This is a genomic window from Pseudomonas sp. R28(2017), assembly GCF_002112505.1.
Classification (GTDB): Bacteria; Pseudomonadota; Gammaproteobacteria; order Pseudomonadales; family Pseudomonadaceae; genus Aquipseudomonas.
This window is the reverse complement of record NZ_NEHW01000012.1, coordinates 146,792-172,315: the sequence shown is the minus strand read 5'-3', so window position 1 is coordinate 172,315 and position 25,524 is coordinate 146,792. Positions and strand designations below refer to the sequence as shown.

The 25,524-nt window shown below is 63.0% G+C and carries 12 protein-coding genes; all 12 read left to right on the top strand.

Annotated elements, in window-relative coordinates:
* Positions 1-88: 88 nt before the first annotated feature.
* Positions 89-1,117: an alpha/beta hydrolase gene (locus CAF78_RS20890; protein ID WP_085677559.1), complete on the top strand. Its 1,029-nt coding sequence runs from the start codon at positions 89-91 to the stop codon at positions 1,115-1,117.
* A gap of 81 nt (positions 1,118-1,198) precedes the next feature.
* A complete protein-coding gene (locus CAF78_RS20885) occupies positions 1,199-2,374 on the top strand; it encodes an MFS transporter (protein WP_177408557.1) in 1,176 nt (391 codons plus the stop codon).
* Between the two features lie 230 nt (positions 2,375-2,604).
* Positions 2,605-3,216: a class I SAM-dependent methyltransferase gene (locus CAF78_RS20880; protein ID WP_085677557.1), complete on the top strand. Its 612-nt coding sequence runs from the start codon at positions 2,605-2,607 to the stop codon at positions 3,214-3,216.
* A gap of 222 nt (positions 3,217-3,438) precedes the next feature.
* Positions 3,439-5,127 (top strand): aspartate-alanine antiporter, encoded by a 1,689-nt coding sequence (gene aspT / locus CAF78_RS20875; protein WP_085677582.1) that lies wholly within the window; start codon positions 3,439-3,441, stop codon positions 5,125-5,127.
* A 533-nt stretch (positions 5,128-5,660) separates the two neighbouring features.
* Positions 5,661-7,406 (top strand): alkyl/aryl-sulfatase, encoded by a 1,746-nt coding sequence (locus CAF78_RS20870; protein ID WP_256573960.1) that lies wholly within the window; start codon positions 5,661-5,663, stop codon positions 7,404-7,406.
* 108 nt (positions 7,407-7,514) lie between these two features.
* A complete protein-coding gene (locus CAF78_RS20865) occupies positions 7,515-8,813 on the top strand; it encodes an OmpP1/FadL family transporter (protein ID WP_085677555.1) in 1,299 nt (432 codons plus the stop codon).
* A 44-nt stretch (positions 8,814-8,857) separates the two neighbouring features.
* Positions 8,858-9,526 (top strand): DUF3313 domain-containing protein, encoded by a 669-nt coding sequence (locus CAF78_RS20860; RefSeq protein ID WP_085677554.1) that lies wholly within the window; start codon positions 8,858-8,860, stop codon positions 9,524-9,526.
* 73 nt (positions 9,527-9,599) lie between these two features.
* Positions 9,600-10,619 (top strand): AraC family transcriptional regulator, encoded by a 1,020-nt coding sequence (locus tag CAF78_RS20855; protein WP_085677553.1) that lies wholly within the window; start codon positions 9,600-9,602, stop codon positions 10,617-10,619.
* Between the two features lie 96 nt (positions 10,620-10,715).
* Positions 10,716-11,477: an efflux RND transporter periplasmic adaptor subunit gene (locus tag CAF78_RS20850; protein WP_085677552.1), complete on the top strand. Its 762-nt coding sequence runs from the start codon at positions 10,716-10,718 to the stop codon at positions 11,475-11,477.
* On the top strand, positions 11,464-12,810 hold the full coding sequence (locus CAF78_RS20845; protein WP_085677551.1) for an efflux RND transporter periplasmic adaptor subunit: 1,347 nt from the start codon (positions 11,464-11,466) through the stop codon (positions 12,808-12,810). The genes CAF78_RS20850 and CAF78_RS20845 overlap by 14 nt, the downstream gene beginning before the upstream one ends.
* Positions 12,810-14,900, top strand: a complete 2,091-nt coding sequence (locus CAF78_RS20840; protein ID WP_085677550.1) for an HlyD family efflux transporter periplasmic adaptor subunit — start codon at positions 12,810-12,812, stop codon at positions 14,898-14,900. The genes CAF78_RS20845 and CAF78_RS20840 overlap by 1 nt, the downstream gene beginning before the upstream one ends.
* Positions 14,901-14,953: 53 nt before the next feature.
* Entirely contained in the window at positions 14,954-25,489 is a 10,536-nt protein-coding gene (locus CAF78_RS20835; RefSeq protein ID WP_085677549.1) for a VCBS domain-containing protein, read from the top strand.
* Positions 25,490-25,524: the final 35 nt, after the last annotated feature.

The window sequence follows — 25,524 nt, the reverse complement described above, 5'->3', positions numbered from 1 at the left end:
GAAGATGGGCGGCAGGCGAGGGGGTCGTGCTGTTCAGCAGCGACGGCCTCTTATGCCACTTCCATTTCGAGCAGACAGGAAGCCATGCATGAAGTCTTTGTTCGTTGCGTTTGCCTTGATGGCCAGTTCACTTACTGCGGGAGCCGCCGACATGTCCCATGGGGCCAACAATTTCTACAAGAGTGAACAGGTTTCACTCGAACGGGTTTCATTCAAGAACCAGTTTCAGATGAACACGGTGGGTAACCTGTTTGTCCCCAAGAACCTGAGCCGCAATACCCGATATCCTGCCATTATCGTCGGCCACCCGATGGGGGCAGTGAAGGAGCAGAGCTCGAATCTTTACGCCCAGAAACTGGCAGAGCAGGGCTTCGTCACCCTCGCCATTGACCTATCGTTCTGGGGCGAGAGCGATGGGCGCCCGCGTAACCTGGTATCGCCGGACATCTATGCCGAAGATTTCAGTGCGGCGGTCGACTATCTCGGCGCCCAGGGCTTCGTTGATCGTGACCGCATTGGTGTGCTGGGCATCTGCGGCAGCGGCAGCTTCGCCATCAGTGCAGCGAAGATCGACCCACGCATGAAGGCGATTGCCACGGTCAGCATGTACGACATGGGCGCCGCCAATCGCAATGGGCTCAAGCAGGGTGTCACGGTCGCGCAACGCAAGCAGGCCATAGCCGAAGCGGCTGCACAGCGGGATGTTGAGTTTGCCGGTGGGAAGACCAAATACACCAGCGGCACGGTGGACCAGCTGACCGAGAATTCCAACGCTATCGAGCGGGAATTCTACGATTTCTACCGCACAGCACGGGGTGAGTTCACCCCCAAAGGGCTGTCGCCGCAACTGACGACGCACCCCACGCTGACCAGCAACGTCAGGTTCATGAACTTCTATCCGTTCAATGACATCGAGACAATCTCGCCACGCCCGATGCTGTTCATTGCGGGGGAAAATGCTCATTCCCGTGAGTTCAGCGAAGAGGCCTACCGCCTGGCCGGTGAGCCCAAGGCGCTGGTGATCGTCCCAGGCGCCGGCCATGTCGATCTCTACGACCGCGTTGAATTGATCCCCTTCAGCAAGCTGACGACGTTCTTCCGCGAAAACCTCAAGTAACGCCTGCTGTGTACAGGCCCAGCACCTGCACGCTGGGGCTGTACACCCGTGTCTTTTTTTATGGGTACAACGAGAACCGCCATGAGCAGTCCAGCAATACCCCTTCAACACTCAAGCCGTCAGGTCTGGAGCGCCGTCCTGGCGATGGCGCTCTGCGCCTTCGCTTTGGTGGCTTCAGAGTTTCTGCCGGTGAGCTTGCTCACGCCGATTGCATCGGACTTGTCATTGACTGAAGGCCAAGCCGGGCAGGCCATTTCCATCTCGGGTTTCTTTGCTGTCATCACCAGCCTGTGGCTGGCCAGCGTGACCCAGGGGATCGACCGCAAGCCTGTGCTGCTGGCCACAACGGCGCTCATGCTGGTATCCGGTGGGATGGTGGCGTTTGCCCCGAACTATGTGACCTTGATGGTTGGGCGAGCGGTACTTGGAATTGCCATCGGCGGCTATTGGTCGATGTCCACCGCCGTGATGATGCGCATCGCTCCAGCAGCGCTGGTTCCCAAGGCGATTGCCGTGATGCAGGGCGGTACCGCCTTGGCCACTGCAATCGCGGCGCCGCTTGGTAGCTACCTGGGCGGCATGATTGGCTGGAGGGGGGCATTTCTTTGCGTTGTGCCGTTGGCCGTATTGGCGTTGATCTGGCAAGCCTTCACGCTGCCGGCCATGCCGAGCGAGCGGAATGACTTTTCGGCCACCGGTACGCTGCGTTTGCTGGGTGACAGCAAGATAGCCCTGGGCATGGCCGCCGTCGCGTTGCTGTTCATGGGGCAGTTCACTTTCTTCACGTATCTGCGTCCGTTCCTGGAAACGGTCACCCATGTCGATGTGTCCACGTTATCGATCCTGCTGCTGGTCATCGGTGCCGCAGGATTGCTGGGCACGATGTGGGGCGGCTTTCTGGTCAGCCGACACTTGAACAGGGTGTTGATGGCAATACCGTTAATCATGAGTGTCATCCCATTCGCTGTTATAGCCGTGGGTAGCTGGCTGGCTCCAGTCGCCCTGATGCTAGGCCTCTGGGGGCTGGTGGCAACATGTGCACCCGTGGGGTGGTTCACCTGGTTGGCCAAGGTTCAGCCGCACAATGCAGAAGCCGGTGGCGGTTTGATGGTTGCGATGATTCAGTTGGCTATCACTGCCGGGGCAACAATGGGCGGTGTACTGTACGACGGCATCGGTTACCGGGCAGCCTTCGTTGCCAGTGGCGCATTCTTGCTAATCGCCGCCGCGCTGAGTGTGATCACAAGTCGGAGATAGCCAGTAGAGGAAATTGGCCGCCGGGTTGATCTCTACCCGGCGTACCGTAATACGTGATTTAACATAATATGCATTATGCGCACATTCATATACGGCCACCGGGCCGTGGGTTGGGCAGATTTCAATCCAGGCCAAGCCCCATTCTCGCTATCCATGTTCATTCCTGCCTGCACGCGCTATCTTCAGCGGCACCGCTCAGGACGATCCACCTCCAGACTCAAGGACGCGCCATGCCTCACCATCCGTCTGCCGACCAGATCATCGATCTCTACAACCGGCACGCTCGCACGTGGAATGAGCTGCGTGGCAATCGCCTGATCGAACGTAAATGGATCGAACGCTTTCATGCCTTGCTGTCGCCAGCTGCAACTGTACTTGATCTGGGCTGTGGTTCCGGCCAGCCCGTGGCACGTTATCTGATCGAGGCCGGCCTGGCCGTCACCGGCGTGGATGCTTCTGCACAGATGCTTGCATTGTGCCGCAGCCGTTTCCCAGAGCACACATGGGTTCACGCAGACATGCGTACACTGTCGCTCGATCGTCAGTACGCCGGCATCCTGGCCTGGAACAGCTACTTTCATCTCAAGCCCGATGATCAGCGCCGGATGTTCCCCGTATTTCAGCGGCATGCGGCGCCCGGTGCGCTGCTGATGTTCACCAGCGGCACGTCGCTGGGTGAAGCCTTGGGTGAATTCCAGGGCGAAACCTTGTATCACGCCAGCCTTGATCCAAAGGAATACACTAAGCAATTGCACGACCATGGCTTTGAGGTCCTGGACCATATCGTCGAAGACCCAGAGTGCGGCGGCCAGACGGTATGGGTCGCCCGCCGCCACCACTGACTTATATGCTTTGATTTTATAACTACACTAAATAACCATTTAGTGTAGTTATATACTCATTGTGCGCCATCACCCCTGTTCTTGCCCTCAGCCCGCTACACATTCACCGCATTTCCGCGTGTGCTTGCATTTCATGACAGTGAGCCCTGTTTTGCGCATGTCGCCATACACTCTAGTAACTCAAGGTTGGCATCTAAATGCGCTGCGGGAGTGTAAATGTCGATGTTCGAACTCGTAGTGTTCGCATTGCGTGCTCACCCGGAAATTGCGGTTTTTCTGGCAATCGCCCTTGGTGTGCTGTTGGGGCGTGTCCGGCTAGGCTCCTTCCATCTGGGCTCCGTTGCCGGTGCTCTCTTGATGGGGCTGCTGATTGGCCAGATCGGCATCGACATTCCTCACGAGTTGAAGTCGGTATTCTTCGCTCTCTTCATCTATGCCGTGGGTTTCAAGAGCGGACCGGAGTTCTTCGGCAGTTTGAACCGGGGGACATTCAAGCTGGTCTTCCTTTCCCTGGTCTTGTGCACTACAGCGCTGCTGGTCATCCTCGCTATGAACGCCCTGTATGGCTTTGACGCAGGCTTTACGGCCGGCCTGGGCGCTGGCGCACTCACGGACACGGCAATCATGGGCACGGCCAGCAGCGCAATCGCGCAATTGCCGCTGGAGGAAGCTGCCAAGGCTCAGCTCAACAGCCACATGGCCGTGGCCTATGCCATCACCTACCTGTTCGGTACCGTCGGACTGGTCGTCTTCGTCGGCAGCCTGGCGCCGCGCCTGTTGGGCGTGGATTTGCACGCCAGTGCACGCGAATTGGAAAAGGCCTTGGGCATCGAGCGACAGGAGAACGCCATCAGCATTCCCTATACCCGGATCGTTGTGCGCGCCCATCGCCTCGAGGCACCTGCTGGAAACCTGAGCATTGCCGAAGTCGAGGCCCGTTTCCCCACGCTGAGCGTCGAGCGGGTCATCCGCCGCAATCAGGTGCTTGAACGAGACCCTGCGCTACGCCTGGAGGCCGGGGACATCCTCGGTATCTATGCCCTGCGTGATTCGGTAGGCCATTTGAGCGACTGGGTCGGCCCTGAAGTGGACGATGCTCAAAGCCTGTCATTTCCGACCCGGACAGCGGACATCGTGCTGACCCAGGGGCAGTTTGCCGGGCACACCATTCACCACATCAAATCAATGCTGGTCGGCGCCGAACGCATGGGCTGTTTCATCACCACCATCACCCGGCAAGGCCTGGAATTACCGCTGTTGCCTGAAACCGTACTCCGGCGAGGTGATGTCATCGGGCTGACTGGCCGCGCCTCAAGTGTCGCAGCCCTGGCCGGGCAACTCGGGCGGATTCGGGAGCACAGCTACAAGAGCGACATCGCCATTCATGGGCTGGGCATGGTAGTGGGTTCGCTTGCCGGGCTGCTTTCAACCCACGTCGGCATGATCCCCATCGAACTTGGCATCGGCGGCGGCGTGCTGTTGGCGGGTTTGCTGATTGGTTGGTACAACTCCAGGCACCCCGAACTCGGCGCCCTGCCCCCGGCTGCACAATGGGCGTTTTCCGAGTTTGGATTAACCGCATTTGGCGCAGTGGTGGGGCTTTTGGCGGGCCCTGCAGCGTTCACTGCGATACAGGAACAAGGGCTGGACCTGCTGGTTGCCGGTGCATTGGTCACCCTCATACCGCCTCTGGTAGCCCTGTATTTCGGGTGTTATGTGCTGCGCCTGCACCCGATGATCCTGTTCGGCGCGCTGGCCGGTGCGCAAACCGAAGCAGCCTCGATGAACAAGATCATCGAGCAGTCAGGCAGCAACACGCCTGTGATCGGTTTCACAGTTTGTTATGCGATTTCCAACGTATTACTTGCCGTCTGCGGGCCAGTCATAATCGCTTTGACTTCAGTCAGTTAGCGATAAACCCTAATGCATAGTGCAAAAGCTATATCAATTCAGCAATAAAATACGCTGTTGCCGAAGAGGAAATGTCGCCTAAAGTTCATGAGCAGTCAGCTGTGACCGCAAATCTGATTCGTTTCTCCCCTGGCGCGAAGTGAGATGACAGCCCGTACGCCAAGTGCCCGAATGTCGGCTAACTTGCGTAATCAGTGTTTCGCTATCGCTGGTAGTTACCGGAAACGGTACGGCGTAACCATCAAAAGGAGCTGGTGATGAAACCGTCCGTTAGTTTTGGCACTCGGCGTGCTCTCGACAAATCCGCTGGTATCTGGAAGTTGAGTTCCGCTTTCCTTCTGGCAACTGCTGTAGCCTTTGCTTCCACTGCCTGGGCTGCGGAACAAGCCAAACCGGCGACTGCGGCAACAAAAGCTGCGAACGATGCGTTGCTCAAAGCGCTGCCTTTCAATGACAAGACGTCTTTCGAGTTGGCGCACAAAGGTTTTATCGCACCCTTGCCATCAGAGCCTATCAAGGGCGCTAGTGGCAATATGATATGGGACCCAGGCAAATACAGTTTCATCCAGGAAGGCACCGAGGCGCCCGCCTCCACCAACCCCAGCCTGTGGCGGCAGTCGCAACTGATCAATATTTCCGGCCTGTTCGAAGTTACCGATGGCATCTACCAGGTGCGCAACTACGACCTGTCGAACATGACCATCGTCGAAGGCAAGGAAGGGATCACCATCTTCGACCCCTTGATTTCCAGCGAGACAGCCAAAGCGGCACTGGACCTGTATTTCAAGCACCGGCCGAAAAAGCCCGTGGTCGCCGTCATTTATACCCACAGCCATGTTGACCACTATGGCGGTGTGCGCGGCGTCGTCGACGAAGCCGACGTCAAGGCCGGCAAGGTCAAGATCTACGCGCCCAAAGGCTTCCTTGAGCACGCTGTCGCCGAGAACGTCATGGCCGGTACTGCCATGAGCCGGCGTGCCAGCTACATGTACGGCAACTTGCTGCCGCCGAACGAAACCGGCCAGTTGGGTGCAGGGCTCGGGACTACCACGTCGGCCGGCACCGTCACCCTGATCCCGCCGACTGACATCATCGAGAAGACCGGCGAGAAACACGTGATCGACGGCCTGACCTATGAGTTTTTGTATGCGCCTGGCAGTGAAGCGCCGGCAGAGATGCTCTATTACATCCACGAGAAAAAGGCACTGAACACGGCCGAAGACTCCACCCACACCCTGCACAACACCTATTCGTTGCGGGGCGCGAAGATCCGCGAACCGCTGCCATGGTCGAAATACCTCAACGAAGCCCTGAAGATGTGGGGCAGCGACGTCCAGGTCATGTACGCCATGCACCACTGGCCGGTCTGGGGCAACAAGGAAGTCCGCGATCAGCTGTCGTCGCAGCGTGACATGTACCGCTACATCAACGACGAAACCCTGCGCCTGGCGAACAAGGGTTACACCATGACCGAGATCGCCGAGCAGGTGCAGTTGCCCAAGGGTATTGCCAATCGCTTTTCCAACCGTGGCTATTACGGGTCGTTGAACCATAACGTCAAAGCCACCTATGTGCTTTACCTGGGCTGGTTCATTGGCAACCCCGCTACCCTGTGGGAGCTGCCACCCGAGGAACAGGCAAAACGCTACGTCGACATGATGGGCGGCGCCGACGCCATCCTGAAGAAGGCCAAGGAGTACTACGACAAGGGCGATTTCCGCTGGGTAGCCGAGGTCGTCAACCATGTGGTGTTCGCCGAACCGGGCAACCAGGCTGCGAAAAACATGCAGGCCGATGCCCTGGAGCAACTGGGCTACCAGGCCGAGAGTGGCCCATGGCGCAACTTCTACCTGACCGGGGCCAAGGAGCTGCGCGAAGGTGTCAAGCAATTGCCGACGCCGAATACGGCAAGCCCGGACACCGTCAAGGCCATGGACCTGGACTTGTTCTTCGATTACCTGGCCATGCGTTTGAAAGGGCCGGAAGTGGCCGACAAGCACATCACCCTCAACCTCGACTTCACCGACCTCAAGCAGAAGTACGCGCTGGAGATGGTCAACGGCGTGCTCAACCACACCGAAGGCATGCAGGCCAACGACGCCGACGCCACGCTGACGTTGACACGTGACACCTTGAACAAACTGATGCTCAAGGAAACCACGCTCAAGGATGCGGTCAGTGCCGGTTCGATCAAGATCGACGGCGCAGAAGGCAAGCTGGAAGAGTTGATGAGCTACATGGACAACTTCGACTTCTGGTTCCCGATCGTAACGCCCTGAATGCTCCTTTGCCGTGCCTAGGCGTCGGGCGGGCCATCGACTGTGTCGGTGCCCTGCCCCCTTTTTTCCGCAGGCAGGTTACCGCTTCATTCAATGGAGAACAGCGACATGAATGCATACCAGCGCTGCGCCCATCGCTGGTCACTCCCGGCAACGGCTTGCTCGCTGCTGCTGGCCAGTGCCCAGGCTGCAGCCGGCGGCATTTTCATCTACGAAGCCGGCCAGGAAGGCAACGGCCTGGCCAACGCGGGTTCTGCGGCACTGGCCAACGACCCCAGCGTACTGATGAGCAACCCCGCGGGCCTTACCCAGTTGAAAGGCACGCAGATCAGCGCCAACGCCCAGGTCATTCTGGGTGATATCAAGTTCTCACGGGATGGCAACAATCAGTTTGACGGCAATGAAGGCGGTAACGCGCTGCAGTACCTGCCCGGTGCCAGCCTGTTCATCAGCCATCAGATAGACGAGCGCTCGGCGATCGGCTTTGGCATGTACGGCAACTTCGGGTTGGCCCTGGACTATGACGATGACTGGGCTGGCCGCTACTTCACCCAGGAGGCGGCGATCATCGGTGTGTCCTTTCAGCCCACGCTGGCCTACAAGTTCACCGATGACCTGTCGATCGGTATCGGCCCGCGCATCATGCTGGGCTACTACCGCACCGAGATGGCAATCAACAACAACCTGCTTGGCGTGCTCGATCGCCCGGACGGGCAACTGGAATACAAGGACACGGACGTGGGTACCGGGGTCAACCTCGGCCTCCTCTACCAGCTTTCCCCGCGCACCGCAGTCGGCCTTGCCTACACCAGCAAAGTCAAACTGGAGTTCGAAGACAGCCCGCACCTGCGCAACATCACCAACCCCATCATCAATGCCGGGCTCAATCGCCTCGATGTCGATTCGCTGGAGCTGGACCTGAATGTGCCGCAAACCGTCACTGCAAGCATCGCCCATGACCTGAACCAACAGTGGAAGCTGCTCGGCAGCCTGGGCTGGCAGGACTGGAGTGACTTCGGCGATGTCGGGGTCGACGTCGACGCCAATGGTGGCGGCGTCAGTCGCACGGTGGATCGCAAGTACAAGGACACCTGGCACGCGTCGGTGGGTGCGATGTACCAAGCCACCCGGCAAGTGCGCTGGAGCGTTGGGGTCGGTTACGACAGCTCGGCAGTCGACGACAAGGACCGCACGGTCGACAACCCCATGGGTGAAACCTGGCGCCTGGCCACCGGCGTGAACTACCAGGTCGAGGAAGGCCTGGACGTCCATCTGGCCTACACCCTGGTGTGGCTGGGTGACATGGATGTCGACCAGACCAAGTCACGTTCGGGCAATACGCTGTCCGGCACCTACAAGAACAGCGCCTTGCATATCGTCGGCGGCGGTGCGACCTGGCGGTTCTGAATCATTACCGATGTACAGGATTTGCTATCAGAGAGGGAGAATGTATGAAACTCAAGTCGATTGCCGCAACTGTATGCCTGTCATCCCTGTTGCTGGGTGGCTGCGCCAGCAAGTATGTAGAGCCTGAGCAGTATTCCGGTTTTCTCAAAGACTACAGCGTCCTGAAGGAAGAGAAATCGCCCAGCGGCGCGGCCGTCATGCGCTGGATCAAGCCCGGCATCAATGCCAGCACCTACAGCAGTGTCTTCATAGAGCCGAGCCAGTTCTATCCGAAACCACAACCTACTGAAAAAGTCCCGCAGAACACCTTGACGGGTATTACCCAGTACTACGATCAGGCGTTGAAGAACGAATTCTCCAAAGTATTGCCCTTGGCCACCAGCCCAGGCCCGAATGTGTTGATCGTCCGTCCGGCCATTACCGCCGTCAGCGCGTCCACCAAAGGGCTGCGCCCGTACGAGGTGATCCCTATTGCGCTGATCGCTGCCGGTATCAGTACTGCCACGGGGATCCGCGATCAGGACACCAGTGTTGCAACGGAAGCCGCCTTCATTGACGGCAACTCGAACCAGGTCGTCGCTGAGGTGGTGCGCAAGGGTGCGGGCACTGACCTTGAGAACGCCTCCCAGGTGATGCAGGCGAAGGACGCCAAAGCAGTGCTGGATGGTTGGGCGCGCGACATGGTCAAGTCGTTCCAGTCACTGAAAAAATGACAGTATGGGCTCACTGCCAGGGTTTGGCGGTGAGCCCCTGTTTCAACGGGGACAACAAGGGGCCTTAGATTCTATGGATGGTATCCGCGGCATAACGCAAACCACAGTAATGGGCGCCCAGGCCGGTGCGCTCAATGGGCAACTGATCGACTTGCTTGGCGGGCACGAACCTGGCGAAGGCTGCGCCTATAAAGAGTGGGTCGGCGCCTTGGCGCTGCAAGCGCAAAAATGGGTGATGCCGGGTTATGGGCTGGAGCAGAGCCGTCACCCCGACGCGGTGTTCAAGGGTGCGCTGCGCTGCCTGGCAACGTCTGCGCCAACGGTCGGGCAAGCGCTCGTTGCGATCATGCGTTACATCTACAGCTGTTCGCCGACCGTTCACTACCGCCTGGAAAACAGGCCGGGCTACTCGGCACTGTTGCTCTACAGCCTGATGCCCCATGAACACGATAACCCGGTCATCGTCGAGCGGGCGATATTGGCCGCCACGCTGCTCATTGCAGAAGTGCGTGGTTGCGGTTTTCGACCCAAAGCGGTCACCTTGAGGCATTCGCCGCTGGGGCAAGCGGCCGGATATCAACGTTATTTCAAATGCCCTGTACTGTTTGAGCAGGAGCATGACAGTCTGGTTTTTTCGTCCGGTGTCTTGCTTGAACCCAGCGTTGGTCAAGATGACGAACTGCACGCGATGCTGCGCTTTTATCTCGAAGCCCAAAGTGATCACTCAGATGATCTGCACGCGCAAGTCAAACGCAAGATCCAGATGCTCCTGCCCTTGCATCGCGCGACACTGGAGCTGGTGGCCGAATCATTGAATCTGCACCCCCGAACACTACAGCGCCACCTTGCCCAGGGGGGCGTGGAGTTCGAAGCGTTTCTGGATGGCATTCGCCGCAGCCAGGCCGAACGCATGTTGCGCAAGACCAGCCTGAGCATCAGGCAGATAGCCAGCGAGTTGGGATACAAGCGCCCTACTTCCTTCTGCAGAGCGCACCAGCGTTGGTTCGACATGACTCCGCGGGCGCATCGCAAGGCATTTGGCGAACCCTTCATCATTCATATCGAGCGTGATCTGCACGCTGTCGCCAAATGAGAATTCTGTGCTTCGCGGGCTGCTCTTTAATGAAGGGATCAATCGCGCGCAACCCAGGTTCAAGGTTGTCTGTTGGCTAGCCAGAAGGGGCTGATAATGCTCATGTCCGTAGTCGCACATCGCGTACTGCTGCTGTTGGCAGGGTTTTCCTGTGCTGTCGCCCACGCCGAGCAGGATACCGCCGGCGAAGAGCCGCAGATGATCCGGGTACTGCTGGCCGCCGACCTTGAAACCACCCTGTCCAGCCAGATGAGCGGTACATTGGGTGAGCTCAAGACCCGTATCGGTGAGCCTGTGGCCAAGGGTGCCACACTGGCACGCTTCAATTGCAACGAGGCCCAGGCCCGCGGCAAGGTGGCGGCCGCTGAACTGGCAATGGCCCGGCAGAACCTGGCGGCGAAACAGCAACTGCGCAAGCTGGAGGCGGTGGGCGATATCGAAGTGGCGGCCGCCAACACTGAAGTCCAGAAAGCCGACGGGGCCCGGGCAATGGGTGAGGCCCAGATGAGCTATTGCCAGGTGCTGGCACCGTTCTCCGGCTACGTGGCCAAGGTTTACGTCAAACCCTACCAGACCGTCAGCGCCGGTACGCCGTTGTTCGACCTGGTCAGCGACGGCGCCCTGAAGGTGCGGCTGAATGTGCCGTCCAACCAATTGGCAACGCTGAAAACGGGCCAACCCCTGCAAGTGACCGTGCACGAAACGGGCAAGCGCTACCCGGCAAAAGTCAGCATCATCAATGCCCGGGTCGACGCCGTCGCGCAGACGGTGGAGCTGGAGGCGCGTTTCGACCAGCGCTTCCCCGAGTTGATGGCCGGCATGAGCGGCACCGCGCGGTTCGACCATGACAGTGAATAGACCGCTACCGAACCCGCAACTGTTGCTGCAGCTTGACGCCCTGCGCGACAAGGCCATGGCGGCCGAGACGCTCGCTGCGCTGGCGTTCAGCATGGCCAACGACCTTTACCCGCTGCTGCCGTTTCATCAGGCCCTGGTGTTCGAGCAAGGCAAGGTCGGTTTCGAGTTGCTGTGCGTGTCTGGCCTGGCCAAACCCAGCGAAGACTCGCCCTACCTGGTCTGGCTCAGGCGCGCCAGCCGCTGGCTGGCACAGCGGCTTACCGAGCCTGGCCCCGCCTGGCTGACGCTGAGCAATGCCGAGCCCCCCGAAGACATCGTCCAAGGCTGGAGCGAATGGTGGCCCACCGGCCTGTGGTGCATCCCTTTGCATGCGCCTGGCACAAAGCGCCTGGGCGTGCTGGTGCTGCTGCTTGAACAACCGCCGCCGCCTCAGGTGTTCCAGCAGCTGGATGGCCTGGTCCGTACCTGGGCCTATTGCTGGGCCGCGCTGACCCGGCGTCGCCAGCGTGGCCGCTGGCGCCTGACCCGGCGCCAACTGCTGCTGGCCCTGCTGATCGGCGCAGGCCTGTTGCTGCTACCGGTGCGCCAGACCGCTTTGGCGCCTGCCCAGATCGTTTCGCGCCAGGCGCAGATCGTCAGCTCGCCCATCGACGGTGTGATCGCCCAGGTGCTGGTGCGCCCCAACCAGCCGGTGGAGACCGGTACACCGTTGTTCTCCCTCGATGAGACCACCCTGCGCAGCCGCGCCGAAGTGCTCGGCAAAGAGGTTGCGGTGGCCGATGCCGAACTGCAGGCTGCCAGCCAACGGGCATTCGACAACCCGCAAAGCAAAAGCGAACTCACCCTGTTGCAGGGCCGCGCCCAGCAACGCCGTGCCGAGCTGGCTGCGGTCCAGGCGCAACTGCGCCGTACCCAGGTACTGGCACCGACGGCTGGCGTAGCCGTGTTCAGCGACCCCAACGACTGGCTGGGCAAACCGGTATCGACCGGGGAACGCATCATGCATGTGGCCGACCCGGCCCAACCGGCGATGTTGATCCAGCTTGCCGTCGCCGATGCCATTGCGCTTGAGCCTGGCGCCGAGGTGACGCTGTTCCTCACCGCCTACCCGCTCAACCCGCTCAAGGGCCAAGTGCTGGAAACCAGTTACCAGGCCAGGCCCAGTGATGACGGTGTGGTCGCCTATCGCCTGCTGGCCAGTATCGACCAGCAGGCCGGGCATGCCCGCCTCGGCCTGCATGGCACTGCCAAGCTCTACGGTGGCCGGGTCATGCTCGGCTACTACCTGCTGCGTCGCCCGCTGGCAACGCTGCGTGCCTGGAGTGGCTGGTAATGCTTGACCTTACCGACCTGCCACTGCCGCCCTTGCGCGAAGACCTGCGCTTGTGCGAGGCCGCCGACAACCACGAAGGCGAGCCGGCGTGGATGATCCACGACGCTGTGGTCAACCGGTTCTACCGCATCGGCTGGCTGGAGTTCGAATGCCTGCTGCGCTGGGGCCAGACGCCCCGCCAGATCAGCGAACAGGTCGCCCGGGACAGCGCACTCAAGCCAGACGTCGAGCAGGTGCTGGCATTGCGCACCTTCCTCGAGCACCATCATCTGCTGCGCCCGGGGCCCGAGCAGGTTGCCAGGTTGCAGGCGGCGAGCGAGGCGCGTACCTGGTCGAGCTGGCGCTGGTGGCTGCACCACTACCTGTTCTTCCGTATCCCACTGCTACGCCCACAAGCGGCACTGCAGCGGCTGGCCGATACGCTGAGCTGGCTGTTCCACCCCCTCACCGGGCTGCTGGTAGCCGGCATGACGGTGCTGGGCATCATCCTGGTGATGCAGCAATGGGACACCTTCACCCATGCCGTCGTCGAGTCATTCTCCAGCGAAGGCCTGTTGAGCTTCGCCCTGGCCCTGGTCACGGCCAAGACCCTGCACGAGCTCGGCCATGCACTGGTGGCCACCCGCCTGGGCTTGCGTGTCGGGCATATGGGCGTCGCGTTCCTGGTGCTGTGGCCGATGCTGTACACCGATACCGGCGAAAGCTGGAAGCTCAAGCGGGCCCATCAGCGCCTTGCTATCGCTGCGGCGGGCATCATTACCGAGTTGTCGCTGGCCGGCCTGGCAACCCTGGGCTGGGCCCTGTGCGACGACGGCGCCCTGCGCAATGCCTTGCTGTACCTGGCCACGACCAGCTGGGTATTGACCCTGGCACTCAACGCCAGCCCGTTCATGCGTTTTGACGGCTATTTCATTCTCAGTGACCTGCTGGACTTTCCCAACCTGCACGAGCGCGCATCCGCCGTGGCGCGGGTTGCCATGCGGCGTAGCCTGCTGGGGCTCGATGAAGCCTGGCCCGAACCCTTCCCGGCCGGCCAGCGGCGCCTGTTGGCCGCGTTCGCCTTCGCCACCTGGCTGTACCGATTGGTGCTTTTCCTTGGCATTGCCGTGGCGGTGTACCTGTTCTTCTTCAAGCTGCTGGGCATCGTCCTGTTCACGGTCGAGCTGGCATGGTTCATCGCCCTGCCGGTCAAGCGCGAGCTCAGCCACTGGTGGCAGCAACGCACACGCATACCGGGCCAGCGCAAACGGCTGTTCTACCTGCTGTCGGGGTTGAGCGTGCTGGCCTTGGCACTGCCTTGGCACAGCCAGGTCGACGCCGTGGGCGTGGCCCGTGCCGAGCACCAGCTGCGCGTTTACACGCCCTACCCTGCGCGGCTGAAAAACCTGCACCCGGCGGGCGAGGTCAAAGCCGGCGAGGTGTTGGCAGTGCTCGATGAGCCGGACCTGGCTGCGCGCATGCGCAGCAGCGAGGCCAGTGCCCGCAGCTATCAGGCACGCTTGTCGGGGTTGCTGGCCGACCCTGCCGGCCTGACCGAGGACGCCGCCACCCTGCAACGCTTGAACGTGCAGAACGAGGAGGCCCGTGCTGCGCGCAGTGAAATCGCACGGCTGAACCTGCAGGCACCGTTCGCGGGCGTGTGGCTGGACCTGCCCCCCGACTGGCGGGCAGGCCAGTGGGTGAATCGCCAGGAACCCCTGGGCATGCTGATCGACCCCGCGCGCTGGCAGGTCGATGCCTACGTCGCCCAGGACCAGGTGCATCACCTTGCCGTGGGCAACAGCGTGATGTTTTACCCCGAAGGCCAGCCCACCGCGCTGCGTGGCACCGTGCTGGCCATCGCCAGTACCCGCGCCGGGCACCTGGCCCATCGCATGCTTTCTGCGCATTTTGGCGGGCCGGTGCCGACCACCCGCGAGCCTCTGGTCCCCAGCAAGGCACTGTTCCAGGTGCTGGTTCAGCTGGATGAACCCTTGGCCAGCGTGCGCGAAACGCGCGGCAAGCTGAAGATCGACGGGGAAAAACGCAGCGTGCTTGGCGAACTGGGCACATGGCTGATAGGGGTCGGTTTGCGCGAAAGCGGCTTCTAGCGACAAACCGGCGTCGATTGACTGAACAGCGTCATAGAAAACAGGGCAAAGAAATGGACACCAACCGCAGAGCGGGTTTCAACGCTGTCTTGCGTCCGTGGTCACAAGCGGTCGCCCTTGAGCAGCGGATCCTTTTCGACGGTGCCGCGGCAGCTGCAGTGGACCAGCAGCACAGTGACCCAAGTGCGCCAGAGGCCAAGGACAGTGCCCATCCGGCGCCCACCGCCTGCGAAGCCCGGACAGCGGCACCCGCCCCGGCCCCACGCAACCTGGTGGTCATCGATGCACGGGTGGAGAACCGCGACCAGCTGGCGGCAAACCTGCCAGCCGGTAGCACCGCACTGGTGGTCGACCCGGGCCAGGATGCCATCGCAGCCATCAGCAATGCCTTGGCACAACTGGGCAAGGTCGACTCGATCCAGGTGTTTTCCCACGGGGCCGCCGGCCAGTTCACCCTGGGTAACCAGGTGTTTACCAGCCAGACCGTGGAGCAGATGGGCGAGCGCCTGAGTGCCTGGCGCGGCGAACTCAACGTGGGAGCGGACATCCAGTTGTATGGCTGTGACGTCGGCGCAGGCAGCGCCGGCCAGGCTCTGGTCGACCAACTTGCCCGCTGGACCGGCGCCGATGTCGGTGCATCCAGCAATGCCACTGGCAGCAGTTTGGCCGGTGGGGACTGGCGGCTCGAGGTCAGTCGCGGGGAAGTCGACAAGCACATCGCGCTGGCAGCCACCACGCTCGACAGTTTCCAGGGCCTGCTGGCCGATGCCAGCCCCACCGTCAGCCTCGGCAGCGGGGGCGCCGCCGTGCAGCTGGGCGAGCAGTTCAGCTTCACCGTCAGCTTCAGCAACCCCTCGACCCAGGAAGGCTACGCCCCCTACATCGACCTGTTCATGCCGGCCACCGGCCGCGACGGCAACGATGGCGCCAGCTTCGTCTCCGCCACCTACCTGGGCCAGGCGGTCAACAGCTTCGTGATCACCTTCGATGCCAACGGCAATGCCAGCCACCCGCTGGCCAAGGATGCCAGTGGCAATGCCCTGGTGATCAACGCCGCCAGCGTCGGCATGAAGCCGGGCGACCAGATGGTGGTGCTGCAACTGCCCTATGCCAGCGTGACCAATGGCCAGCCCAGCATCGACATCCAGGTCACCGGGCTACTCAGCAACCTGGCCGACACCCACTACTCCGACGGCGCCCCCAACCTGACCATCAACGCCCGCGCCGGCTTCGAATACGGCAACGACTCGCTGAACAACCCACTGCAGGACCCAAGCCTGGTGGAAGCCTCGCTGCACAGTTTCATCGTCACGCCGACCCTGCTCAAGGTCACGCAAACGGTCAACATGCCCGAAGGCGAAACCGTCACCGGCCCCAACTACACCCGTACCCAGACCGTGACCGTGACCCCTGCCCCTGGCCAAACCCTGACCAATGTCACGGTGACCCAGACCGTGCCTGACCAGGTCCATGTCAGTGCCATCACCCCCGGTCCGGGCGGCACCCTGGCCTCAGTCACCCTGCACGACGGCACGGTGCTGACCGACCCGGCACTGATTGCCGCGGCGCTGGCCAACCCCAATGCCTTCGTGGCCAGCTATGACGTCCATTACGACACCCTCAGCGCGGCCAGCACAACCCAGGTCAGTTTCTACGTGCCGGAAATCGACGCCAACGGCCGCCCGGTACTCGACCCGGCCAGCGGCAACCCGGTCACCCTCAACTTCGGTACCGCCAGCGTCACCGGTGACTGGAACCCGCTCGATCCACGCGATCGCCCCCTTGACCCGGATGGCTACCCGTTCAGCGAAACCGGCAACGGCCAGGGCATCACCTTCGTCGCCAAGTCCATCACCCTGCTCAAGCAGGTCAACCTGCAGAACGATGTCGGCAGCCCGGGCCTCACCCCCGGCGACACCCTGCGCTACACCATGGATGTGGCCATTTCCGACTTCTTCGCGTTCGGCGAGAACATCCTCGAACAGGGCCAGTTCACGGTCACCGACCAGCTCAGTGACGGCCAGACCTTCAGCCTGGCCAATCCGCCCACCCTGCTGCTGCAGGCCAACGGCTCATCGCTGAGCATTGCCCTTGTCTATACCCAGGCAGTGAATGCCGATGGCAGCACCACCCTGGTGTTCGACATCGCCGAGTCCATTCGCCAGGCGGTGGCCGGCCCCGGCGTGGCGGCACTGTTCGGCGATTTGTACGACGATGACGTGCAAAGCGGCGCCACCACCCTGCGTATCGTCTACGACGCCACGATCGACACCACCTACACCAGCGACCACCCGCCCCATGACCAGCTCAACGAAGGCGACAGCGTCGGCAACAATGCCACCGTGGCCGCGACCGTGCTGCGCGATGCGTTGAACATCGGTGGCACCCAGACCGACGGCTCAAGCACCCTCAGCACCATCGAGACCTCCACCGTCGACATCGAACTGACCCAGGTCAACGGCGGCACCCCGCCCGGCAGCGGCGAACTGCGCCCAGGCGATGTGGTGACCTTCACCATCAGCTACGACCTGCTGGTGGCCGACTACGAGAACTTCAAGCTCACCGCCTACCTGCCTCTGCCTTTGCTCAACGCCAGCGGCATCAGCTGGAGCTTCGGCAGCGGCGTCGGGCAGTGGACGTTCGGCAGCGGCAACACCATCCTCGATGTGCCGGACAGCGTTACCAGCGGCCCAGGCAACTCGATCATCTTCGACTTTGGCAACTACGTGTCCAGCGGCCTCAACGGCGGCACGGTGCAGGTGCGCTTCACCATGGTGGTCGGCGACCAGCCGTTCGCCGACCAGCGCGAACTCGACGTGCTGGCGCAATCGAGCCAGACCACCACGGTGGACAAGACAGTGCTCACTTCTTCGGACGTGGCAGTGATCGAATCGGTGGCAGAGCCCGTGCTGGACATCAGGCACGGCGTGGTCTCCAGCAGCAACGGCACGGTTACCGGCACCACCGGCAGCTGGAACGCCCCGGGCACCGGCGGCGTGCCGTTCAGTGGCAGCGTCACCAGCCTGGCGGCGGTGGACGGCAATGTCAGCGGCATCGACGGCGCCGACACCCTGCGCCTGGCCACTGCCTTGAAGAACAGCGGCGGCGGTGGCGCCTACGACGTCAGCACCAGCATCACCCTGCCCACTGGCCTGGCGTTCGCCGGCGGCAGCCTGGCCGCCGCCAACCTGCAGATCCACCGCGGCGACGGCACCTTGCTGGTATCCGGCATCGACTACAGCGTCAACGGCAGCACCATCACCTTCCTCGATGCCAATGGCCAGGCCACCCTGCTGGCAGGGCGCGCAGGCACTGCCGCCGACCTCTCCGGCGCCAACCTGGTGGTGATCACCTACGACGTCACCGTCAACGATGCCATCCTCGCGGCCAGCACCCTGCAAAGCAGCGCGGCGCTCACCCACTACGCCAGCGTCGAAGGTGGCCAGGATTTCACCCCCACCGACCTGGTGGAAGTCGCCAACCAGCAGGTGGCCGCCCCCGGCATCACCAAGACCTACCAGAACGGCAGCCTCAGCAACGACGATTCCAGCGCCACGCACACCACCGGCAGCAACCTGGTGATTGGCGAAAGCATGACCTATGACATCGTCGTCACCCTGCCCGAAGGCGTGACCAGCAACCTGCGCATCAACGACCTGATTCCGCCCGGGCTGCGCCTGGACCCGCGCTTCAACGGCAACCTCGGCTACCAGATCATCACCACGGTGGCCGGCAGCGCGGCACTGGCCGCTGATTTCAACGGCAGCGTCAGCGTCAACCCGATGACCCCGGACGGCAGCGACGGCGCCGACCTGCAACTGGTGTTCGCCAGCGCCAGCGCCCGCGCCAACGCCGACAATTCGACCGGCAACAACAGCTTCGTCATCCGCCTGGTGCTGGTGGCCAGCAACGTCACCGGCAACCAGCAAGGCACCACCCTGAACAACGGCGCCCAGCTGGTGTACAGCGACCCGGACGGCGACACCCCGAACGGCAGCGCCCCCGTGGAGCGCAGCGTCAACAGCGCGCAGCAGCCCAGCGTGACCATCGTCGAGCCGACACTCACGGTCACCCAGCAGATCACCTCGACGCCGATATTCGGCGGCTATGAAGACGGCGACGTGGTCGACTTCCAGATCGTCATCAGCAACACCTCGGGCACCGACGCCTTCGACATCAGCCTGGTGGACGGCCTGCCCACCGAATTGAGCGGCATCAGCCTGACCGGCGTGACCTACAGTGGCGGCGCCACCAACCACGGCGGAGCCGACTTCATCATCCAGGGCGGCCGACTGATCAACGTCAGCGGGGCCAACATCGACATCGCCAACGGCGGGCGCATCGTCCTGCAACTGAGCGGCACCGTGAATGCGACAGCCGCAGGTCAAGCGGCCTTCAGCAACGCGGTGGACGTGCGCTGGACCAGCCTCGATGGAAGCGACAACACGGTCGACACCACCCAGGGCGAGCGCAGTGGCGAAGACGGCGTGCTCAACAGCGGCGCCTTGAACGATTACCGGCTGGTCTCGCTGCTGGCCTTCCCGGTCAGCAACGGTATCCGCATCTCGCGGGTCGGTGGTGTGGCCGACACTGCGCCCGCCACCAACGGCAGCGGTGCCACCGACACCAGCGGCGTCTCCGAGAACGTGGTGGTCGGCGAGATCGTCCGCTACCGCGTGGCGGTGCTGGTGCCCACTGGCGACAACCCCGACTACCAGATCCGCATCGAGCTGGCCGCAGGCCTGGAGTTCATACCCGCCAGCCTCAACAACATCCTGATCGCGTTCCTCTCCAACACCCCGGCCGGGTTGACCAGCGATGCCAACAACCTGATCAGCAGCGGTACCTTGAGCATGCCGGGCAACGAACTCAGTGACGTGGCCCAGGGCATTCACGCCGACCTGTCCGGCGCGGTCCCCACCGGGGTGTTCGACACCAACAACGGGCGCCTGGTCATCACCACCAATGCCGATGGCAGCCAGACGGTCACCTTCAGCCTCGGTAACCTGACCAACACCGAACTGAACGACCCCGACGTCGAAGGCGTGGTGCTGGAGTTCAACGTGCGTGTCAGCAACGTGGCCAGCAACCAGGCCGGCGCCAACCTGGGTGTTTCCGTGCATGAGCACGTCGGCCTCAATGGCGGCGTCGACCGGGGCAAGAGCGACACGGTGTTCGAACGGGTGGTCGAGCCGAGCTTCACCAGCCTGGACAAGCGTGTGGTCGACGTGGCGCCCGGCAACGGCACCACCACCGCCACGGTATCGGTAAGCTTCACCCAGAACGGCGAAGTGCCGGCCTACAACACCCACCTCGCCGACCAGTTCCCCAACGGCAGCAACTACCAGGTACAAAGCATTCTGCTCAACGGCGTGGCGCTGGACCTGGCCAACCTGCCGGCCGGCATCAGCTTCAGCGCCGGCACGGCAATCGCGCTGGACTTCGCGCGCCTGGCGGTCAACGACAGCGTGCAGGTGATCTACACCGTCACCCTGCCCAACATCACCATCGCCGACAACGCGGCCAGCTCGGCAGTACTGACCTGGACCAGCCTGCCCAGCGATTTCGAGGCCAATGGCTGGGGTGGCTCGCTGCCCGCCACGGCTGGCGGTGCAACCGGGGAACGCACTGGCCAGGACGGCGCCAGCGGCCTGAACAACTACATCCTCAGCGATGGCGCCGGCATGGGTGTGGTCCGGGGCACGCTGTGGGACGACACCCGCAGCGCCACGGGCAGCGTCACCCCCGATGGCCCGGGCCTGGGCGGCATCGGCGTGACCTTGACCTGGGCTGGCGACGATGGCCAGTTCGGCACCGCCGACGACCGCAGCTTCACCACCACCACGGCCATCGACGGCCAGTACCAGTTTGCCCTGCTGCCCTCGGGCAGCTACCTGGTGGTTGTGGCACAGGACCACACGGTCAGTGCCAACAACCACTTCCGCCTGCGTATCGACAGCGATACCGGCACCACCCCGGGCGGGCTCGGCAGCATCAACCTGAGCCTGGGCGAAGGCACCAGCGGCACTGCCGATGCCGGCTACGTGCACCTGAACGAAGCCCCGGTCAACAGTGTCGCCGACCAGCAAGGGCTGGAAGACACCGTACTGCACCTCGTCGGCCTGGCGATCAGCGACGTGGACGTGAATGGCAATACCACCGAAGGGGGGATGACCATTACCCTGTCGGTGCTCCACGGCGTTCTCTGGCAAGCCGCAACCCCGCCTGCGGCCAACGCCACGCCACCGTCCGGTGCCGGCCGCAGCCTGGTCCTGAGCGGCACCCTGAGCGAGCTGAATGCCCTGCTCGCCCAGCTGTACTACAAGGGCGACCAGGACTTCAACACCGCCCGCACCGCCGAAACCCTGACCATGGTGACCAACGACCAGGGCAACTTCGGTGACCACCCGCTCAACGGTGACGGCATCCCCGGGCAGAATCCCGCCGATGCCCTGACCGACACCGACGTGATGAACATCATCATCACTCCGGTCAACGACGCCCCCATCGCCAACCCTGACCTGGCGATCGCGGTCGAAGCCGGTGGCCTGAACAACGCCGACCCCGGCGTGAACCCCACCGGCAACGTGCTGGCCAACGACACCGATGTCGACATCCAGACCAACGGCGACGTGCTCACCGTCACCCGCATCGCCAACAACCTGAGGCCTGACGGTGTGGCGGTCAGCGCCACTGGCGTCACCCTGCTGCAGGGGTTGTACGGCATCCTGGTGATCAGGCCCAATGGTGGCTTCCAGTACGTGGTCGACAACAGCAACCCGGCGGTACAGGCGCTGCGCACGGCGGGCCAGTTCGTCAGCGATTTCTTCGACTACACCATTGCCGATACCGGCGGCCTGACCAGCAACGCGGTGCTGCAGATCAACATCCATGGTGCCAACGACACACCGATCGCCCATGGTGACGTGGGTACCGCCATCGAAGCCGGCGGCACCAACAATGGCACGCCCGGCGCGGACGCCATCGGTAATGTACTGGACAACGACACCGATGTGGACGCGGTGGCACTGGGCGAAACCAGACAGGTCACGACCGTTCGCTTCGACGGCCCGGGCGGCGGGCGGATCATCCCGCTGCCCGCTGGCGGCTCGACCACCCTGCTGGGCAATTTCGGCACCCTGACCCTCAACACCGACGGCAGCTACCGCTACGTGATCGACAACAGCAACGCTGCCGTCCAGGCACTCTCCCCTGGCCAGACCCTGGTCGAGCAGTTCAGCTACCAGATGGCCGATACCGGTGGCCTGAAATCGATCAGCGTCCTGGTGATCACCCTTCAGGGTGCAAACGACGCCCCGGTAGCCGTGGACGACCATGGCACCGCCACGGCCGGTTCCAGCGACGGCATCACCGCGCCCGTCAATGCCAGCGGCAATGTGATCACCGGCAACGCTGGCGTCGGCGCCGATTCCGACGTCGATAGTCTCGACCAGCCGACCGCCACCCAGCTCAAGGTCGACGGTGTGCGCAGCGGGCTGGAAAGCAGCGGTGGCGCCCTCAGCCCGGTTACGGGTGGCAGCCCGGGGACAATTACCGGCAGCATCGCCCGGCTGGCTGACAACAGCCTGATCAGCGGCAACTTCGGCCAGTTGACGCTCAACCAGGACGGCACCTACACCTTCCTCGTCAACAGCGCCGACCCGGCCATCCGCGCCCTGGCAGCCGGGCAGCGCCTGGACGTGCTCTTCACCTACCAGATCCACGACAGCGGCGGGCTGACCGACCAGGCGCAGCTGGTCATCACCGTCACCGGGGTCAACGACCCGCCCGTGGTCAACGCGGTCAGCATCGATGCCGTCGAGGCTGGCGGCCTGAACAACGCCATCCCCGGTATCGACCCCAGCGGCAACATCCGCGGCGCCTACAGTGACCCGGACGGCGATACCCTGAGCATCACCGGCGTACTCAGCCCCACCGGTGCCAATGGTATCCTCGGGCAGCCGCTGGCCGGCAACTACGGCAGCCTGATCCTGGACGCCCAGGGCAACTACCGCTACGTGGTGGACAACAGCAACAGCGCCGTGCAGGCCCTGCGCACCGACGCCGACCGGCTCACCGAGGTGTTCCAGTACAGCGTCAGCGATGGCAACGGCAAGACCGTCACCGCCACCTTCAGCGTGGTCATCCACGGCCGCAACGATACACCGATTGCCGCCAACGACTCGGCCATCGCCGTCGAGGCCGGTGGCGTGAACAACGGCCTGCCGGGCCAGCCCGGCAACGGCAATGCCCTGGCCAATGACCAGGACGTCGACGCCGGCGACAGCAAGACCCTGGACGGCATCTACCTGGGCACGCTGGCCGCTGGCGGCACCTTCGTGCAGGTCAGCGCCGGCGCCACGGTGGTGGCCGGCAACTACGGCACGCTGAGCATCGATGGCAACGGCAACTACGTCTACACCGTCAACGACAGCCTGGCCGCCGTACAGGCACTCAAGGCCGGCCAGAGCCTGGTGGAAACCTTCAGCTACCGCATGCACGACACCGCCGGTGCCAGCTCGCAGGCACAGATCGTCATCACCATCGAGGGGCGCTACGACACCCCGGTGGCCCATGATGACCTGGCCTATGCCGTGGCCACCGACGACGATGGCAACGGCGGGCGCAACCCCACGGGCAACGTGCTGAACAACGACACCGACGTCGATGCCAACGACAGCAAGGCCGTCACCGCCGTGGGCGTGGGCGCCGAAAGCAGCAACCCGAGCCTCGATCCGCTGAGCGGCAGCGCCACGGTCATCAGCCAGTACGGCACGCTGACGATCAATGCCGACGGCAGCTACCGCTTCGTGGTCGACTCCAGCAACCCCGACATCATTGCCCTGGGCCCGCTGGGTTTCGTCATCCAGCACTTCACCTACCAGGTCACCGACGGGGGCGGCCTGAGCGATACCGCCACCCTCTATGTGCTGATCCGCGGTGAGAACCAGCCACCGGTAGCCAACCCCGACCTGGGCCCGGCCATCGAAGCCGGCGGCCGGGACAACGCCATCCCCGGCAGCGACCCGTCCGGCAATGTGATGGACAACGACAGCGACCCCGACACCATCAACATCATCGTCCCGGAAACCCTCGAAGTGCTGGCGTTCTGGAGCGGCGATGGGCCGTTGCCCGGCAACCCGACCGGCGTCGGCCAGACCCTGCGCGGCCAGTACGGCGAGCTGACGCTGAACGCCGACGGCAGCTGGCAGTACGTGCTGGACAACAGCCTGGCGGCGGTGCAGGCGCTGCGTGTCAGCGGCCAGACCCTGACCGACAACTTCACCTACCTGCTCACCGACCTCTGGGGCGGCACCGCCAACGGCCTGCTGACCATCACCATCGATGGCCGCAACGACTTCCCGGTGGCCAACGACGACACCGCCGCTGCCGTGGAAGCCGGTGGCGTGAACAACGGCAGTGGCGGCGTCGACCCGCGCGGCAACGTGCTGGACAACGACACCGACGTCGACGGCGTGCAGTATGGCGAGACCAGGACGGTGCTGCAGTACACCGCTGAAAACGGCCAGAGCGCCAGCGCCGGCCAGCTGCTGCAAGGCCTGTATGGCACGCTGTTGATCAATGCCGATGGCAGCTACGTCTACACCGTGGACAACAACAACCCCACCGTGCAGGCCATGCGCAGCGCCAGCGAATCGCTGCGTGAAGTGTTCACCTACCGCATGCGCGACACCGCCGGCGCCACTGCCGACGCACGCTTGACGGTGACCATCCAGGGCAACAACGACAACCCGGTGGCCCGCGACGACAGCAACACCGCCAGCGACCAGGTGCCAGCACCGCACACCAGTGGCAACGTACTGCCCAACGACAGCGACGTGGATGGCGGCGACAGCCTCAGCGTGACCGCCATCCGCGCCGGTCAGGAAGGCGCCAGCGGTAACGCCGGGGTGATTGGCCAACCCATCGCCGGCCGTTATGGCGCCTTGGTGCTGAACGCCGACGGCAGCTACACCTACACCATCGACCTGAGCAACCCCGAGGTCCTCGCCGCAGCAGGCCTTGGCCAAGTGCTCAAGGACTATTTCACCTACACCATCAGCGACCTGGCAGGTGCCACCGACCAGGCCCAGCTGGTCATCACTCTGGATATCTCCAGCCCGTACATTCCGCCTGGCCCCTATTTCGACCGCGACAGCCGTGCCGGCCTGGCCAGCGTGCCGCTGCCGGACGTCAACCCGGCGATCTTCGTGGCGCCGGTCGTCGAACGGGTCAACCAGACACTGACCTTGTCTGCCTGGGGCGCCGATGGCAGTGATGTTCGCCTGTTCGCCACGCCCGAGATCGAAAGCCAGTCGATCGGCAGCCAGCTTGGCCAGGTCAATGGCCAGTTCGTTGCCCGGGCAGTGGGCGAAAGCCGGCGTGCCAGCGCTGAAGACCAGGACTGGGTCGATGGCCGCCATGGGGTCATCAGCCTGACGGCCGATGGCCTGCTGCCGGACCCTTCGGTATGGGCCTCTGCGCACACCGACATGGTCGGCCAAGCGGACAAGAAACCACAGGCCGCGCCCGGTTTCCGAGCGCAATTGCGCGAAGCCGCCCTGCGCCGCGGGAGCAACACCCAATGAAGCCCAAGCATTCACGGATGGACCAAGGACAGCCT